This is a genomic window from Carboxydothermus ferrireducens DSM 11255, assembly GCF_000427565.1.
Taxonomy (GTDB): domain Bacteria; phylum Bacillota; class Z-2901; order Carboxydothermales; family Carboxydothermaceae; genus Carboxydothermus; species Carboxydothermus hydrogenoformans.
Genome location: NZ_KE386561.1, coordinates 64,116 through 80,246, shown reverse-complemented (window position 1 = coordinate 80,246; position 16,131 = coordinate 64,116). Strand labels below are relative to the sequence as shown.

18 protein-coding genes are annotated in these 16,131 nt (G+C 36.6%); 7 read left to right on the top strand and 11 right to left on the bottom strand.

Annotated elements, in window-relative coordinates; genetic code table 11:
* Positions 1–31 precede the first annotated feature (31 nt).
* Entirely contained in the window at positions 32–1,378 is a 1,347-nt protein-coding gene (locus tag CARFE_RS15805) for a divergent polysaccharide deacetylase family protein (RefSeq protein WP_051250324.1), read from the top strand.
* Here the strand turns inward: CARFE_RS15805 and hfq are convergent.
* The 6 genes from hfq to miaB are packed head-to-tail and all read right to left on the bottom strand — an operon-like array spanning position 1,375 to position 8,983.
* Complete coding sequence (gene hfq / locus CARFE_RS0112945) at positions 1,375–1,632, bottom strand: RNA chaperone Hfq (protein WP_011344300.1); 258 nt, start codon at positions 1,630–1,632, stop codon at positions 1,375–1,377. The two genes, CARFE_RS15805 and hfq, sit on opposite strands and share 4 nt — an antisense overlap.
* A 38-nt stretch (positions 1,633–1,670) precedes the next feature.
* Positions 1,671–2,606: a tRNA (adenosine(37)-N6)-dimethylallyltransferase MiaA gene (miaA, locus tag CARFE_RS0112940; RefSeq protein WP_028053037.1), complete on the bottom strand. Its 936-nt coding sequence runs from the start codon at positions 2,604–2,606 to the stop codon at positions 1,671–1,673.
* Positions 2,603–3,376 carry a class I SAM-dependent methyltransferase gene (locus CARFE_RS0112935; protein ID WP_028053036.1) on the bottom strand — a complete coding sequence of 258 codons (774 nt, stop codon included), beginning with the start codon at positions 3,374–3,376 and terminating at the stop codon, positions 2,603–2,605. The genes miaA and CARFE_RS0112935 overlap by 4 nt, the downstream gene beginning before the upstream one ends.
* Positions 3,377–3,395: 19 nt before the next feature.
* On the bottom strand, positions 3,396–5,132 hold the full coding sequence (mutL, locus tag CARFE_RS0112930) for a DNA mismatch repair endonuclease MutL (protein ID WP_161625145.1): 1,737 nt from the start codon (positions 5,130–5,132) through the stop codon (positions 3,396–3,398).
* A gap of 1 nt (position 5,133) precedes the next feature.
* Entirely contained in the window at positions 5,134–7,659 is a 2,526-nt protein-coding gene (gene mutS / locus CARFE_RS0112925) for a DNA mismatch repair protein MutS (RefSeq protein ID WP_028053034.1), read from the bottom strand.
* A gap of 1 nt (position 7,660) precedes the next feature.
* Entirely contained in the window at positions 7,661–8,983 is a 1,323-nt protein-coding gene (gene miaB, locus CARFE_RS0112920) for a tRNA (N6-isopentenyl adenosine(37)-C2)-methylthiotransferase MiaB (RefSeq protein ID WP_028053033.1), read from the bottom strand.
* Positions 8,984–9,073: 90 nt separating this feature from the next.
* Here miaB and CARFE_RS0112915 point away from each other — a divergent pair, with 90 nt between their 5' ends.
* Positions 9,074–9,301, top strand: a complete 228-nt coding sequence (locus CARFE_RS0112915; RefSeq protein ID WP_028053032.1) for a hypothetical protein — start codon at positions 9,074–9,076, stop codon at positions 9,299–9,301.
* The gene (locus tag CARFE_RS0112910) at positions 9,292–9,516 is read left to right on the top strand and encodes a hypothetical protein (RefSeq protein WP_011344307.1); all 225 of its coding nucleotides are present in this window, start codon (positions 9,292–9,294) and stop codon (positions 9,514–9,516) included. Before CARFE_RS0112915 ends, CARFE_RS0112910 begins: the two co-directional genes overlap by 10 nt.
* Here the strand turns inward: CARFE_RS0112910 and CARFE_RS0112905 are convergent.
* Complete coding sequence (locus tag CARFE_RS0112905; RefSeq protein WP_028053031.1) at positions 9,502–9,936, bottom strand: hypothetical protein; 435 nt, start codon at positions 9,934–9,936, stop codon at positions 9,502–9,504. The genes CARFE_RS0112910 and CARFE_RS0112905 overlap by 15 nt on opposite strands.
* A 30-nt stretch (positions 9,937–9,966) precedes the next feature.
* Between CARFE_RS0112905 and CARFE_RS0112900 the strand changes: the two genes are divergently transcribed.
* Entirely contained in the window at positions 9,967–11,034 is a 1,068-nt protein-coding gene (locus tag CARFE_RS0112900) for an NAD(P)/FAD-dependent oxidoreductase (RefSeq protein WP_028053030.1), read from the top strand.
* Positions 11,031–11,810 carry an NAD(P)-binding protein gene (locus tag CARFE_RS0112895; protein WP_028053029.1) on the top strand — a complete coding sequence of 260 codons (780 nt, stop codon included), beginning with the start codon at positions 11,031–11,033 and terminating at the stop codon, positions 11,808–11,810. The genes CARFE_RS0112900 and CARFE_RS0112895 overlap by 4 nt, the downstream gene beginning before the upstream one ends.
* Here the strand turns inward: CARFE_RS0112895 and CARFE_RS0112890 are convergent.
* Positions 11,793–12,872, bottom strand: coding sequence for a GerAB/ArcD/ProY family transporter (locus tag CARFE_RS0112890; RefSeq protein WP_028053028.1), 1,080 nt, complete (start codon positions 12,870–12,872; stop codon positions 11,793–11,795). The two genes, CARFE_RS0112895 and CARFE_RS0112890, sit on opposite strands and share 18 nt — an antisense overlap.
* Positions 12,873–12,958: 86 nt before the next feature.
* Between CARFE_RS0112890 and minC the strand changes: the two genes are divergently transcribed.
* Entirely contained in the window at positions 12,959–13,582 is a 624-nt protein-coding gene (minC, locus tag CARFE_RS0112885; protein WP_028053027.1) for a septum site-determining protein MinC, read from the top strand.
* Here the strand turns inward: minC and CARFE_RS0112880 are convergent.
* From CARFE_RS0112880 to CARFE_RS0112870, 3 genes are read right to left on the bottom strand one after another with little or no spacing between them, the layout of a single operon-like run.
* Positions 13,579–14,103: an NUDIX domain-containing protein gene (locus CARFE_RS0112880; RefSeq protein WP_028053026.1), complete on the bottom strand. Its 525-nt coding sequence runs from the start codon at positions 14,101–14,103 to the stop codon at positions 13,579–13,581. The two genes, minC and CARFE_RS0112880, sit on opposite strands and share 4 nt — an antisense overlap.
* Before the next feature lie 12 nt (positions 14,104–14,115).
* Positions 14,116–14,700 carry a DUF3786 domain-containing protein gene (locus tag CARFE_RS15235; protein ID WP_051250323.1) on the bottom strand — a complete coding sequence of 195 codons (585 nt, stop codon included), beginning with the start codon at positions 14,698–14,700 and terminating at the stop codon, positions 14,116–14,118.
* A 60-nt stretch (positions 14,701–14,760) separates the two neighbouring features.
* Positions 14,761–14,946, bottom strand: a complete 186-nt coding sequence (locus CARFE_RS0112870; RefSeq protein WP_011344315.1) for a hypothetical protein — start codon at positions 14,944–14,946, stop codon at positions 14,761–14,763.
* Positions 14,947–15,151: 205 nt separating this feature from the next.
* On the opposite strand from CARFE_RS0112870, the gene CARFE_RS0112865 reads away from it, so the two are divergent.
* A complete protein-coding gene (locus CARFE_RS0112865) occupies positions 15,152–16,120 on the top strand; it encodes an acyl-CoA dehydratase activase-related protein (RefSeq protein ID WP_028053025.1) in 969 nt (322 codons plus the stop codon).
* The last annotated feature ends 11 nt before the right edge of the window (positions 16,121–16,131 follow it).

Below are 16,131 nucleotides of genomic sequence, written 5' to 3'. Positions count from 1 at the left end.
CTAAAAAATTATTAAAGAGGAGGTTATTAATATGAAAAAACTTTTCTTTTCCCTTTTTTTTATCATCGGTTTTTGGGGAGCAAATTTTCCCGCTTATGCCCATTTGAACTCTCAACCTCAATTAATTGTCATCGATCCCGGACACGGTGGAATTGATCCGGGAGCAGTTAACAGTTGGGTAAAAGAAAAAGACCTCAACTTAACTGCCTCTTTATATTTAAAACAATTTTTAGAAAATGCCGGCGCTATTGTAACCTTAACTCGAAACGGTGATTACGATTTAAAAGACCTCTACCCTGGACCCGGTTCCCGCCAATTCAGGGACATTGAAAACCGGAAAAAGTACATTGAAAACCTAAACCCAGACTTTTTTATCTCAATTCACGTTAATTCCGGAAACTTTAGAAAAAAGTATTTTGGTCAAGTTTTTTACGGAAGAAACCCCATAAATGCCGAATTTGCCAGTATTATACAGGATTCTCTCAATAAAATTTACAATGTTTCAAAATCACCCCAAATCGCAGATTTCCTAATTCTCTCTGCCAGTACCCCCGGAGTATTAATTGAAATAGGTTTTATTGATGATAAACGGTTGCAAAATAGCGATTTTTTAAAAAAGGTTTGTCAAGAAATTGCCAGTTCAATTATAAAATGCTTAAACCAAAAAAAGCAGATTTCTCAACTAAAAGGCGAATCCAAATTGTTAATTATTATTGATGACTTTGGAAATAACAGCGATAGTTTGGTGGATTTTTTAAAACTTAAACTGCCCTTTACTGCTGCGGTTATGCCCTTTTTAAACAATACACATCAAGAAGCCAAAGCCCTTTACCAAAGTGGAAACGATATTATAATCCACTTGCCGATGGAGCCCAAAAGCTATAAACGTTCCTGGCTAGGACCAAGACCAATTATGGTTAATCTAACCCCACAAGAAATAACTTCGCTATTAATTGCAGCATTAAAAGAAAATCCTTGGGCAATTGGAATAAATAATCACACCGGTTCCAGAGCCTGCGAAGATGAAAAAATAGTAAAAACAGTCCTTAGTTTTTGTCAAAAAAATAATTTAGCGTTCATTGACAGTCAAACCACGCCTAATTCTCTCTTTCCCCTCTTGGGCAGTGAATTTGGGGTTGTGGTGTTAAAGCGAGATATTTTCTTGGAAGTTAACGGCAAAGAGGAAAAAAACATCATTGAACAACTTAAAAAACTACAAAGCATCGCGCAAAAAAAGAACTTGGGTATCGCCATTGGTCACGTTGGTTATGAAGGCGGAAAACCAACCGCCAACGCCCTTAAAAAAGTACTACCGGAACTGCAAAGGCAGGGGTTTAAAATATGTACGTTAAGCGACCTCATTAAAAAACACCCCTAAGAAGGGGTGTTTTCTTCATTTCCACCTTTAGCCAGGTAAGTATTAACTGGTCTTTGGGGAATTATGGTAGAAATTGCATGTTTATAAATCATATGTTGCTTTCCTTCACTTTCCAAAATCACGGTAAAATTGTCAAACCCTTTTACAAAACCTTTAAGCTGAAAACCATTAATTAAAAAGATCGTAACCCCCACATTTTCCTTACGCACCTGATTTAAAAAAGCATCCTGAAGATTTAATTGATTCTTGGACATTGGTTTCCCTCCATCTCTCTTTATTTAAATTAAAAATTCTACAAAAAATTGTTTACTCCTGCCTCGGTAATTATTTTTTCAGTAATTTTTTCTAAGCTTTCTTTACCAGAATCAAACCATTTTATTCGGGGGTCCCGCCGAAACCAGGTAAGCTGCCTTTTGGCAAATCTGCGGGTATCCCTCTTAATCAGGTAAATTGCTTCATCCAGGGTTATTTTTCCTTCCAAATACTGAACAATTTCTTTATAACCAAGAGCTTGCATAGCAGTACTTTCTTTAAATCCCATTTGCAAAAGTCTCTTTACTTCAGCAATCAGCCCTTTTTCAATCATTTTATCCACGCGTTCATTTATCCGCTGGTACAAAAGGGCTCTATCCATTGTCAAACCGTAGTAAAGCAAGCGGTACTGCGGTTTGGATTGTTTTCCCCTCTCCCAATAATAACTAATAGGTTTACCAGTATGTTCATACACTTCTAAAGCTCTAATAATTCGCCTTAAATCGTTGGAATGAATTTTTTGTGCGGCTACCGGATCAATTTTTTCCAACATCTGGTGAAGGTATAAACTTCCTTTTTCTTTTGCTGCCTGTTCCAATTTTTCCCTGAAAACAGGATCAAAGGAAAAGTCAGTAAAATCGTAAGGGTCAATAACCGAGCGAATATATAATCCCGTACCACCCACAATAATTGGAATCTTTCCCCGTGCATTAATTTCTTTAATTAATCTCCTGGCCTCTTTCTGAAACAAAGCCACACTGTATTTTTGAAAAGGTTCTAAAATATCAATTAAGTGATGGGGTACCCCCTCCCTTTCTTCCGGCAAAACTTTTGCCGTTCCGATGTCCATGTATTTGTACACCTGCATTGAGTCTCCAGAAATAATTTCACCGTTAATTTTTTTAGCAACTTTTATCCCTAAGGCTGATTTCCCAACGGCAGTAGGCCCAACAATTATAATTAATTTTTCGCTCATAACTGTACCTCAATTACCCCAAAAGCAATTTCACTGTCTTTTCCCGCTATTATTTTATCAAAAAACGGCAATAACTTTATTTCCTCCTTTCTTCCTTTAACCACAACCCGCTTTCGCGCAACACTACAAGCATTCCTTAACACTTCTTCATTTATATAGTCCTTAGCAGCAACATTTCTTAACCTTAAAATATGGGCAGATTTTCCTGTTGTTTTCTTAAACATTGGATCAAAATAGACAACATCAAAACTTTTAGGCGGTAGTTTTACTAAAAAATCAGTAAAATCACCATGTTTTACTTTAATTTTTCGCATTGGATTTATTAAATCAGGGTCTTCATCATATGTTTTGAGCCCATCGGAAGTTAACAGGTAAATTATCTTACTTTTTTCTAAACCTACCACTAAGCCATCTTTTACTGCATATTGAGCAACTATACTGTCCTGAGCAAGCCCTAAGGTACAATCCAAAACCGACATCCCGGGAACCAGTCCCATTGCTTTTATCATAACATCTTCTTGCCCTTTTTTCATCCCCTTAATTCTAATTTTTGCCATTCCGGGGTGAAAATATAACTTAGACATATCAGAAAAAACTAATTCCAAGTTTTTTTTTGTTACCACTAAAACCGGCATATCTCGGGCAATTTCCATTAAGCTTCTTTTATTTCTGGCAACATAGGGAAAACCAGAATCGAGCGCTAAACTTAGCGCTTTTTTTATTTGTTCCTCAGTCGGATTTAGACTTGTGGTAATTATTGCCCTCTCCATAAATTAAATTATCTCCTTTTTACCTAAAAAACTTTTTATTTATTTCAGTTAAAGATAATTCATAAATTGTTGGCCTCCCGTGAGGACAGCTCAAAGGATAATTGGTTTTAAATAACTCCTTTACCAGATTAGTCATTTCGCTGTACGTTAATTTTTCACCAAATTTAACAGCATTTTTGCAGGCAAAAAGTTTTAGGGCTTTTTCCCGAAAACTAACCTGCTCTTTTTGCTCCATAATTTCGTATAAATACTCTTCCAAAACATTGGCGATATTATTTTGAGGAAAATCCTCTGGAATTTCCCGAACAAGATATTCACCCGGACCAAACGGTTCAATATGTAAGCCAATTTCCAGGAAGTTTTGGTAATTTTCCTGAAGAAAAGCTTCCAATTCGGGAGAAGCTTTTATCCTCACGGGAAAAGTAAGCACCTGGCTGTAAAAGGGATTTAATTTAGTTTGGTATTTTTCGTATAAAATTCGCTCGTGAGCTGCGTGCTGATCAATTATAAGTAGTTTATCATTTTTTTCCACAATTATATACTTTAAAGAAAACTGCCCTATAACCTGAAAGTTTAATTCCTTCGCAAAGTCTTTATTTAGTGAAAAGGTCAGATTGTCGTTTGTGGAAAAAATATCTTCTTTATCCAATAATTTGTCCCTACTACCAGAAAACTCTTCAGCAAAATAAGTAACCTGCCAATAATCATTGTCTTCACTTTTAGTATTTGTTTCTCTTGCAGGGGATAAAGATTTTAGGGAAGAACTTTTAGCATTTACCAACTTATTTCTGATTATCGTCCGAACATCCAAATAGATTTTTTGTTCATCCATAAACTTGACTTCCAACTTCTGGGGATGTACATTTACATCCACCCAGGTACCCGGAACAACCACTTCTAAAAAAACAAGAGGCTTTAAACCAGTTGGAAGTAAGCTTTCATAAGCATCGTCGATAGCTTTAGTTAAGATTCCGCTTTTCACCAAACGTTTATTAACAGCAAACACCTGTAATTTACGGTGGGGTTTCCCTGCAGGTGGCAAGGCAAATCCACCTTTTATAAAAAATCCTTCACCCAGTTTTTCCTCTAACATAAGCAAATTGCCTTTTTCTAAACCCCAAAATCGGGCCAGCAACCCCAATTGCTCCTGAATTCCCGCCGAACTGTAAATCTTTTTTCCATCAATAAAAAGGGAAAATTTAACCCCGGGGTACAGTATTGCTATTTTTTCTATAAATTGCCTAATAAGTCCTGCTTCCGTTTGTCCGGACTTTAAAAATTTTTTGCGGGCAGGAGTATTAAAAAAAAGGTCGGAAACAGTAACAACGGTACCATAAGCCATACCGACTTCGGTTAAATTTATTACTTCCCCGGCATGGGCTATTAATTCATAGCCATTATTTTCTCCCCGAACTCTACTTTTGATTGATATTTTACTTACCGCCGCAATACTATATAAAGCCTCTCCTCTAAAACCAAAGCTCTCTAAATAATAAAGATCATCAAAGCTTGCTATTTTACTGGTAGTATGACGTAAAAGGGCATCTGGCAGTTCCTCTGGCGGAATTCCAATACCATCATCTTCCACTACAATTTTCCCTAATCCACCTTCTTCAATATAAACATTTATATTTTGGGCTTTGGCATCAAGGCTATTTTCTACCAGCTCTTTTACCACCGAATAAGGGCGTTCTACTACTTCGCCTGCGGCAATTTTTTTTATTACTTCATCAGGTAAACGCTTAATTTTTGGCATTTTATTTTTCCCCCAAAGCTTTTTGCCGTAGTTCATATAATTTATTTAAAGCCTCCAACGGTGTCATACGAATCAGGTCTAATTCAATTAATTCTTTTATTACACCCGAAGGCTCTGGCTTTTCCTCAAAAAGCGATAACTGAACCGGTACTGTATCTTTAACTTTTAGCCCCTTATCCTCGAACCTTGCTAATATTTCATAGGCCCTTTCCACCACTTCCCGCGGTAAGCCAGCAAGCTTTGCTACATAGATCCCGTAACTTTTATCGGTTTTGCCGGGCACAACTTTATGGAGAAACTTAACTTCTTCACCTTTTTCCTGAACCAGGACCGTAAAATTTTTGACTCCAGGAATTTCCCCTTCTAAGCCCGTTAATTCGTGGTAATGGGTTGAAAAAAGCGTCCTTGCTTTGATTTTTTTTTGAATATATTCAATAATTGCTTCCGCAATACTTATACCGTCATAGGTAGATGTTCCTCTACCAACTTCATCTAACAAAATTAAACTCCGGGATGTTGCATTTCTTAAAATATTATTACATTCAATCATTTCTACCATAAAAGTACTTTGTCCTTTGGCCAGATCATCGGTGGCACCAATTCGGGTTAGGATTTTATCCACCAATCCAACCCTGGCATATTCCGCAGGAACAAAGCTACCAATCTGTGCCAAAATTACAATTAAAGCAGCCTGTCGCATGTAAGTACTTTTACCGGCCATATTGGGGCCCGTAATTAAAAGAAGCGAATTTTCCTTAGTGTCAAGGTATAAATCATTGGGAACAAAATTGGCCCGGCCAACACTCTTTTCAACCACCGGATGGCGGCCATTTTTTATTTCCAAAACCGGTTCAGCGGTAATGACCGGTCGCGTAAAGTCATACTCAATTGCGGCCACCGCCAGGGAAATTAAAAAATCCAAAAGCGCAACAGCGCTTGCAGCTCTTTTTAAATCTTCCTGATATTTTAAAATTTCCGAGCGGATTTCACAAAAAAGCTCATATTCCAAATTGGCAAGCTTTTCACTTGCACCTAAAATAAGGTTTTCATAATGTTTTAATTCTTCAGTAATAAACCTTTCGGCATTAACCATTGTTTGCTTTCTTTGATAATCAGCGGGTACTAAATGCAAGTTTGCTTTCGTTACTTCGATAAAATAGCCAAAAACTTTATTGTAATTAACTTTCAATGACTTTATTCCCGTTCTTTCCCTTTCTTTCTTTTCGTAATTAATTATCCAATCCTGCCCTTCCTCCCGGGCTTTCCGGTACTCGTCAACGGTTGAATTATATCCATTTTTTATAATACCGCCGTCTTTTGGTGAGCCTGGCGGGTCATCGACTATACTTTTATCAATTAAATTATAAACCTCACGCATTTCTGGAAGATTTTCATAAATTTCGGCAAATAAAACTGATTTATTTTTTACATGGTTAATGCTGTTTTTAATATGCCATATTTGGGGAAGAGATTGTTTGATTTTAATTAAATCTTTTGGATTTATTGTTCCGCAAACTAATTTAATGGAAAGTCTTTCTAAGTCATATAAATTCTTCAGGTTCTCCCGTAAGTTTTCTCTCAATTCATAATCCTTTACCAAAATTTCCACAGCATCCAAGCGGTCAGTAATTGCTTTTAAGTTTAACAACGGTTTTGTGAGCTCTTCCTTTAATTTTCGAGCGCCCATAGCGGTCTGGGTAAAATCAATAATTCCCAATAAAGAAGAAGAATTGTCTTCACGGTTTCGTAAAATTTCTAAATTTTTGCGAGTACTTTCATCAAAATATAAATAACTATCAATTTGATAAAACTCCGGTTGCCCAAAGATACTTAAAACCGCTGGTTCAATTCTTTTTAAATAACTAATTAAAATTTTATAAGCTTCTTTTGATGCTTCAGGACCTTTAAAAGCAATTTCAATTTCTTCCGCCGGCAATTTTTCTAAGTAATTAACAATACCGGTAATATCTTTTAACAGAAAATTCTTTTTAAAATTTTTTAATACCACCGCTTCAGTGGGTGCCAACCGGCGAATTTCGCTTGCCAAGACTTCTATTTTACCTTCATCAACAGACGTTATTCCCAAATATCCTGTAGAAACTTCCGCAACCGCCAGGGCAATTAACCCATCTTTTTCCGCCAGAGCAATAATATAATTATTGGTCTTCTCTTGCAAAAAAAACTCTTCGGTAACCGTTCCGGGAGTATATATTTTGGTAACTTCCCGCTTCACCAGTCCCTTGGCTTTTTTCGGATCTTCCACCTGTTCACAAATTGCTACTTTATATCCCCGGGATAAAAGCTTGGCAATATAGCCCTGAGCCGAATGATAGGGAACCCCACACATGGGCACCCTTTCTTCCTGGCCAGCATCCCGGCCGGTTAAAACAATTTCCAGCTCCCGGGAAGCAATTACCGCATCTTCAAAAAAAAGTTCATAAAAATCTCCCAAACGAAAAAATAAAAGACAGTCGCTGTATTGCTTTTTAATGTCAAGATACTGCTTCATCATTGGCGTAAAGCTCATACTAAACTAAAACCCCTTCCAGGTGGAATAATTTACCTTCGGTAATTTTTACCTTTACTAACTTTCCTACTAAATCCTCATTTCCATTAAATACTACCAGCTTGTTAGTTCGGGTCCGGCCAGCTAATTTTGTTTCATCGGTCTTGCTTTTTCCTTCCACCAATATTTCGTGAATGTTACCTTCCTCATTTTTGTTTAATTCTAAACTAATCCCATTTTGTAATTCAATCAGTTCCTGAATCCTTCTACTTTTTACCTCCTCGGGCACCTGGTCTTTCATTTCAGCAGCAGGTGTTCCCGTCCGTTTATTATACACAAAGGTAAAAGCACTATCATACCTGACCTTTCTCACTAAATCTAAAGTTTGTTCAAAATCTTCTTCGGTTTCTCCAGGAAAGCCCACAATTATATCGGTAGTGAAGCTTACCTTGGGAATTTTGGCGCGTATCTTTTCCACCAGGTTTAAATAATATTCCCGCGTATATCCGCGATGCATTGCGCTTAAAATTTTATTGGAACCGGCCTGTACCGGAAGATGAAGGTGTTCACAAATCTTCCGGGAAGAAGCCATCACCTCAATAACATCGTCAGTTAAGTCACGTGGATGGGAAGTGGTAAACCGTACCCGCCAAAGTCCATCTATCTTCTCGATATCCGCTAAAAGTTCGGCAAACATAGGCTTTCCCTTTAAATCTTTTCCGTAAGAGTTAACGTTCTGGCCAAGGAGCGTCACCTCCCTGTAGCCTTCAGCCACTAACTGCCTTATTTCCTGTAATATATCTTCCTTTTTACGACTTCTTTCCCGCCCGCGCACATAGGGGACAATGCAATAGGTACAAAAATTGTTACACCCGTACATTATCGTTACCCAGGCCCGCACGCCCGGCTCTCTTTTGACCGGAATACCTTCTACAATTTGCCCTTCCGACTGCCAGACCTCCAAAACCCGCTCGTGCTTTTCAAAAACCCTTTCTAAAATTTTCGGTAGTTCAGGAAGATTATGGGTTCCAAAGATAAAATCTAAGTGGGGAAATCTTTCTAATAAACGTCTGGCAACTTTTTCCTGCTGGGGAATACATCCTCCAACCCCGATTACTAAATCGGGATTTTCCCTTTTTAATTTTTTCAGTTCTCCGATTTTAGTAAAAACTTTATTTTCCGCAGTTTCCCGAACACTGCAGGTATTTATGATTATTAAATCGGCAGTTTTTTCTTCAGGACTCGGCACAAATCCCATACTTTCCAAAATCCCGGCAATTGTTTCCGAATCATGAACATTCATCTGGCAACCATGGGTTATTATATAGTAGCTTTTCTCTGCCATTTTTATTGCCTCCAATCTTCTTTTTCTCATAAAAAGTATAGCAAAGGAAAATCCTAAAATAAAGGTAATCTAACAGAAAGGAGGATGAAGGTGGGCGACCTGCAGGAAGAGTATATTACTTTGGCCTTAAGCGAAGGTATTCAAAATTTAGAACAAACCTGCCGGATTTATCAAACCATAATTTCAAAGCATTCCGATAAAGTAATTCGGGAAGCCGCTCTTAAAGGTTTAGAAGGAAAACAAAAACAAATAAAAAATCTCTTAGAAATTGCCAATGCCTATAACTTTAAAGTAAAGCGGGGGATTGAATGGAACTAAAAGATCTTTTGCTAATGGCTTTAAAGGCTGAGAGGCAAAACTATCTTTTCTTGGCCGAAATGACCGTTAAAATTAAACACCCCGAATTAAGAAGTTTATTTTCCGAACTACAAGCGGAAACGTTAAGGCAGATATTTCTTTTAGAAACCCTGGTCGAAGAAAAACTGAGTTCACCCCCGGTAGTTAAAAAACTAATTTCTTTATTTAGAAAATAACACATCGTCAATATAATACTTTAAGGCAGTTACTACAATTAAGGCAACGATATTTAAACCAAAACTATACCAGTAGCTCCATTTTAAATGTCGGTAAACACCAAAAATTTCTGCTAACCTTTCCACTCCGGTAAAAAGCAGGGAAATTAACGGAATATAAAGCCAAAGCCAACGTTCCCTCGGCTTAAAACCCCAAAAGATGATACCCAGTAAAAAACCGTTAAGTAAATAAAATAAAGGCAAATTATAAAAACTGGGCATACCGTAAAAAACATATAATCTTAACTTAACCGCTGTGTAGTCCACAATAAACATGAGCAAAATGGTAATAAGACCCGTTAAGTAAGAAATTTTTTTTCTCGGTCTTAAAAATACGACAATAATCAATAAATTAAATAAAAAGTACAAGTACCAGAACATCTTTACCTCCTGGTAAGCGAGGGATTACTTATGAAAGTTGCGATAATTGGTGCCGGTTTAGCGGGACTTGCTACTGCTTTTCAATTAGACAGGTATAAAATACCTTACATAGTTTTTGACCGTCGCTATCAGCCGGGCGATCCTACCCCTCACATTGCGGTAAGTTTAAAAGTTATAAACCGCCCTGTTAAAGATATTGTAAGCTATTTTTATAAAAAATATGATTTACCCCTTGTCCCTTATCGAAAAATTACAAAAATATTGATGAATTCACCAGGAAACTTTGCAACAGTTCGCGGCAGTAATCTTGGCTATTTTTGGCTGAGAGGACATTTTCACAACTCTTTAGAAAACCAGCTATTGAGGTTAATCAAGGGAGAAGTAAGATTTAAATCACCCCAGGATCCAGAACATTTAAAAGATGCTTTTTCTCACGTAGTTGTTGCTACCGGTAGTCCGATTATCGCTAATTCTTATGGTATATTTCATAAATTGTTTGATGGATGGGTCATAGGCTCGAATATCTCAGGGAATTTTGATCCAGAAGAGTTAGTAATGTGGATTGATACCGACTATGCCAAAAACGGCTATGCTTATTTAACCCCCTTTGATACAAAAAACGCTTCCTTATGCCTCGCCATAAACGACATAACAGAAAATCAGCTCAGCCACTACTGGCAGGTTTTTTGGCAAAAAGAAAAATTACCCTATAAAATTATCGAAACTTTTACGGTAAATCACATCGTGGGCTACCTTACTACAAATCAGCTTAATAATATTTATTTTACCGGCGGGGCTGGAGGATTAATCGAGCCTTTCTTGGGTTTTGGTATTTTTTATTCAATTATTTCAGGTATTTTAGTTGCAAAAGCCATCAAAGGAAATTTATCCTATGATGCATTATTAAATCCCATAAAGCAAGCGGTTCGGCAGTTCGATATTCTTCGCATCGGTCTAAATAAATTAAACAACAACTCCTTTGACTTTTTAACAGGATTACTTTCTTTTAGACCTTTAAATTATCTTCTCTATCACCTGCCCTTTGATTCCGTAAAATTGATAAGTTACCTGTTTGCTAAAGGAGGTTTAAAACGTTGAAGGTAGCTATCGTTGGTGGAGGATTTGCTGGACTTTTAACAGCCTGCCTGCTGGAAAAAAAGAAAATAGATTATCTTCTTTTTGAAGAAAAACGAATTTGGGGAAAAAGCTTTTCTTATCCCGCCCTTATTTTAAAAAGGGATTATCAAAAATTACCTAAAAACATTAAAAAACTTTTACCAAAACCAAGTAGTTTTGCTTCTAACGCCCAGGTCTTCTGGCACGGAAACATAGGGCAGGGACTTGAAAATAAGCTTATTTCTTATCTTCCAAGCAAAAAAGTAAAGCTTTTTTCTCCCGTTGACATTCTTTCTTTAAAAAATAAATTTGATCTTATAATTAACGCAACCGGAAATCCGTTAAACACCCGCAAGGTAGGCCTTTGGCAGGATTGGGGAACTATGCACTTTCGAGCCGGCTTTTACACCACATTAATGAATCCCCCAGAAAAATTCTTTAAAAAAATTCCCGGAAACCATCCAGGATTTATCTTAAATATGCCGATAGATCGGCAAAGTGGCGTTTTAGTGATGGGAATTCAAGGTATAACATTCCGCACCTTACCTTTTTACTGGGATTTTGTACTTGTCAAAGATAGTTTTAACGTACACTTTGTGGAAATTAATGATTGGATGCAAAATTTTGGTTTGGCAAGGCCTTTTAATTTCCAAAATATTTTTTTCGTAGGCTTATCAGGGATATCATCTCCCCGGTGGTATCGTAACGATTATTTTGCAATACTGTCGGTTTTAAAAGCATTAGATTTTTTGTTGTAGCTTTTTATTTTTTGTCAGGAACAAGAAGAAAACAAAAAGAAGCGGAATTAATACAGAAAAAATTAAAGTAAAATACGTTAATTCTCCCAAGTAGCTAAAATATTTTCCCATATTCTCAAAACCGTAAATCGCAGAAATTAAGGCCAAAACGCTTAAAGGTAGAATATGAAGTTCTGCTTTCTTAACATTTATTACGGCTTTAAACAGTTCGGCTAACCCCAGATATAAAAAGGTTAGCTTTAAAACCCCACCAATTGACCACACCCCTAACATGACACTATCCAAATGTTTTAAAAAATCAGCGATATTGACTATCCTAACCATTTCTAAAGCTACCAGTTCCATTTTGGCCGCACATTTGACCCCAAACACCGCTACCCCCAATACTCCTCCAAAAAGGGCAATACAAATAAAAAAATAACCCAACACCAGCAAGCGAAATAATTTTTCCGGCCTACTATAAAAATTTATCGCAAAAAACCACAATAGCAACGTATCACCAAAAAAATTAATAATTTCAATACTACCTTTGATTACGGGGAATATTCCCCTAAGTAAAAACGGCTTAAAATTTCCAAAATCCGCCTTTGTTAATGCATAACCAGCAACAAGAATTAGGGCGAATATCCCAAAGGGAGTTAAAATTTCTGTGGCCCTGGCCATCGTTTCGGTACCAGATAAGACCCCGTAGAAAATGACCAACTGCATTAAAATTCCAATTACTAAAAGCGGTGTCTGGGGTAAAAATACCTTCACTAATTCTAAAAATTCTCTATACACGGTAATAATTAAAATAAAATAAAGATAAAAATAAGCAAAAAGGATTGCTTTACCAAGTGTTCCTCTTTTTTTTAAGTAACTTGTTAAATTATCAGGGTAAATTTTACATCCGATATAAGCATAAATCCATGCCAGAAAAACACTAAAAATAAAAGCCAAAATTATTGATAACCAAGCATCGGGACCAACTTCCTTGGCGATTACGCTTGGCATAAAAATATCAATCGCTGATAATATCAGGATAAACTGAATAAAAAGTAGCTGGATTCCGGTAATTTTCATTTTATCTTCCCTCCTGGCATATTTTAACCAAATCCAGGAGGATTTTTGCATACAGGTGTCGAAATTTGGAATTTGAGGTGATTTAAATGCCCGAACCGGTCCAAATTAAAGGAACTCCCAAAGGATTACTGGTAATGTTAAACAGCCAGGATTTTGCTCTTCTAAAAGCATCCTTAATAGAAAAAATGGAAAAAGCCAAAGGTTTTTTTAAAGGTGCAAAATATACAATTATGTACAATGACGATATTAGTTTAACCAATGCCGAAAAAGAAGAATTAGAAGCCATCTGCAACCGTTATGGTTTAATCGCCGAATCTTTTTCCCTACCTATGTCTAAAACCGGTGAACTTTTAAAGAATATCGCCACTTCTTTAGAAACAGTAGAGGGAGAAGAATGTGAAATCGTACTTAAAAACTTTCGTAGCGGCCAAACTTATTTTAGTGATAAATCTCTTCTCATCCTTGGCGACGTTAATCCGGGTGCCGAGATTATATCGCACGGAAATATCATTGTCTGGGGCAGCCTTCGGGGAATTGCTCATGCCGGTTATCCCAATAATGAAAAAGCCCAGGTTATCGCAATAAACCTGGTACCAGCACAAATCCGCATAGGAAAATTCGTTACCAGAGCTCAAGAAAATCCTGGTAATCGACCCTATCCCGAAAAAGCAAGGGTAGAGGATGGCCAGGTAATTATTGAAAAATATTAAGAAGCAATGAAATTTAAAAACCAAAAAAGCCCGATTAAGGTTTTAGCATCTTTTATTTGGTTACTGTGTAAAAGCTCCTTTATTTTATCAATTTCTATAAAAACAGTTTTAACGATCTCATCCTCATCCGGACGAGGATCAGTTTTTTGTAATTCCTTAGCCAGATAAAGATACATTACCTCGTTGGAAAATCCCGGTGTAGTATAAAAGGTGGTTAAGTGCTGCAGCTTTTTTGCTATAAATCCCGTTTCCTCAAGTAATTCCCGATAGGCCGTTACTTCTGGAGCTTCATTTTTATTTAATTTTCCGGCCGGAAGTTCTAAAAGCCGTTCTTTAACCGGGTAGCGATACTGTTCCACAAAAACAATTTTGTTTTCAAAAATAGGAATAATTGTTACAGCACCCGGATGCAGTACCACTTCCCGGGTAGATATTTTCCCGTTTTCCAAAAGAACTTCATCTTTAACTACGGTTAAGATATTACCTTTAAAAAGACAGTTAGACTTTATAGTTTTTTCCATTTTTTTGCCTCCTTATTTTATTAATTTAAGAACCGCAAGGGAAGCTAACTGCACCAAATCCTCAATTTCCAGGTAAAGACGGGCCCGAGCGTCAAATAAAATATTAGCATTGGCCGGAAATTCTTCATCTTCCGCCCAAAAAACAAAAAATAAATCAACCTTGGGAAAGACCTTTAATTGAAAGGAAATATCTCCTTTATTATAAAACTTTGCCCCAAGCTTTTTGGCCTTTTCTTCTAATAAATTTGGCGCCTGGCCAAAGGTTTTTATAAGTATATTTACAGTCCGTTTTCGAAAGGGCTCTAAATACAATAAACCGTCCTTTAATTCTGCAAATCCCACCCAGGTGCCCAAAGGCGGTAGGTCTATGGCTTTGGTTAAATAATGCAACACTAAAATTTTTTCTTGAATTGAAATTTCCGGAATAAATTCAGCTTCGGGCCAAGTAATGGTAACCTTATCATTAAAATACGGCAAAAAAATTTTTTTATCCTGTAATTCAGCTCCGGCATTTTTCACAAGAAGTTCCGGAATACTTTTGGCATATTTTTCCCGTGCAATTTCTAAAGTAAGATCCAAGCGATAAGGTACCCCCATTTTTACCCACTCCCGTTTTTTCCTATATTATAACATAAAAAAATAACCACCTTTTGGTGGTTAAATAGCTTTTGCTTTTCTGGGCATTCCTGATTTTTTCTGTTTTTGTGAAATAAAACTCAAACCCATTTCTTCTTCGATATCCATTATTCTGACAAGTAAATTTAATCTTTCTTCATTTTCAGCAACAGCCCACCGATCCAAAAGACGCGTTCTTAAACTTCTCAATTTATCGCTTTTGCGCATATTTTTCTACCCTCCTGTGAAAGTCCTCACATTTACTTTTTTATATTAAACATTATAGTTAAAATTCCTGCAAGAATGGTTAAATTTTTTTAAAAATTTTATTATTTTATAATGAATTTTTTAAGAAGGATTTTGGCTTAAGACGCCGTATATAGATATCTTATGGGGTATTCTCTAAAATCCAGCTGCAGGAAGGAATGGTTTTATGAATGCACCAGTTATTGGAATTGCTCGAACCCTAAACTATTATGCTTATTATCCTTTTTGGCAGGGTTTTTTTGACAGCTTAAATTTAAAAACCGTTGTTTCCTCACCAACTACAAAAGAAATTTTAGACCAAGGGGTAAAAGACGCCTTGGCCGAAGCATGCCTTCCAATTAAGCTTTTTTTTGGACATATAGCAACTTTAAAAACAAAAGTGGATTATCTCTTTATTCCGAGAATAGTAAATTTAAACAGGAAAACTGTTTACTGTCCAAAATTTCTTGGACTTCCGGATATGATTAAATATTCTTATGAAAATCTTCCTCCGGTTATCGACATCCGGGTGGATAACCGTAATTTAAAAGATAGTTTACTACTCTCATCCTTAAAATTGGCTTCATTCTTTGGATTTTCAAAGTTACAGGGTTTTAAAGCGTATCGGGAAGGAATCAGGCGGCAAAACCTTTACGAAAATTTACTTCAAAAAGGTTACCTGCCGGTAAATGAAGTTAACGTTAATTCACCAAAATTATTCTCTGTTAAATCATCGTTTAAAATTGCTTTACTGGGTTACCCCTATCTCGTCTACGATAATTATGTAAATCTTAAAATTTTAGAATTTCTACATAAAAACAACGTTCAGGTTCTAACTGCCGAACAGGTACCCTGGCCGATTAGAAATAAATATGCCCCCTTTACAAATAAAAAGCGCCTTTTCTGGACTTTTAGCGATAGAGTATTAAGTAGTTTTCAGTATTTTTTAAAAAATGTCCCCGACTTAAAAGGTATTATTCATTTAACAGCTTTCGGTTGCGGTCCCGATTTTATCGTCGACCGTATAATGGAAATAGACGCTGGAGAGCAGCAAATTCCCTATTTAACTTTAACCATAGATGAGCATACTGGAGAAGCAGGACTCGTAACCCGAGTGGAAGCTTTCTTAGACATGATAAAGCGTAAATCCCGGTAAGAGGTGATGGA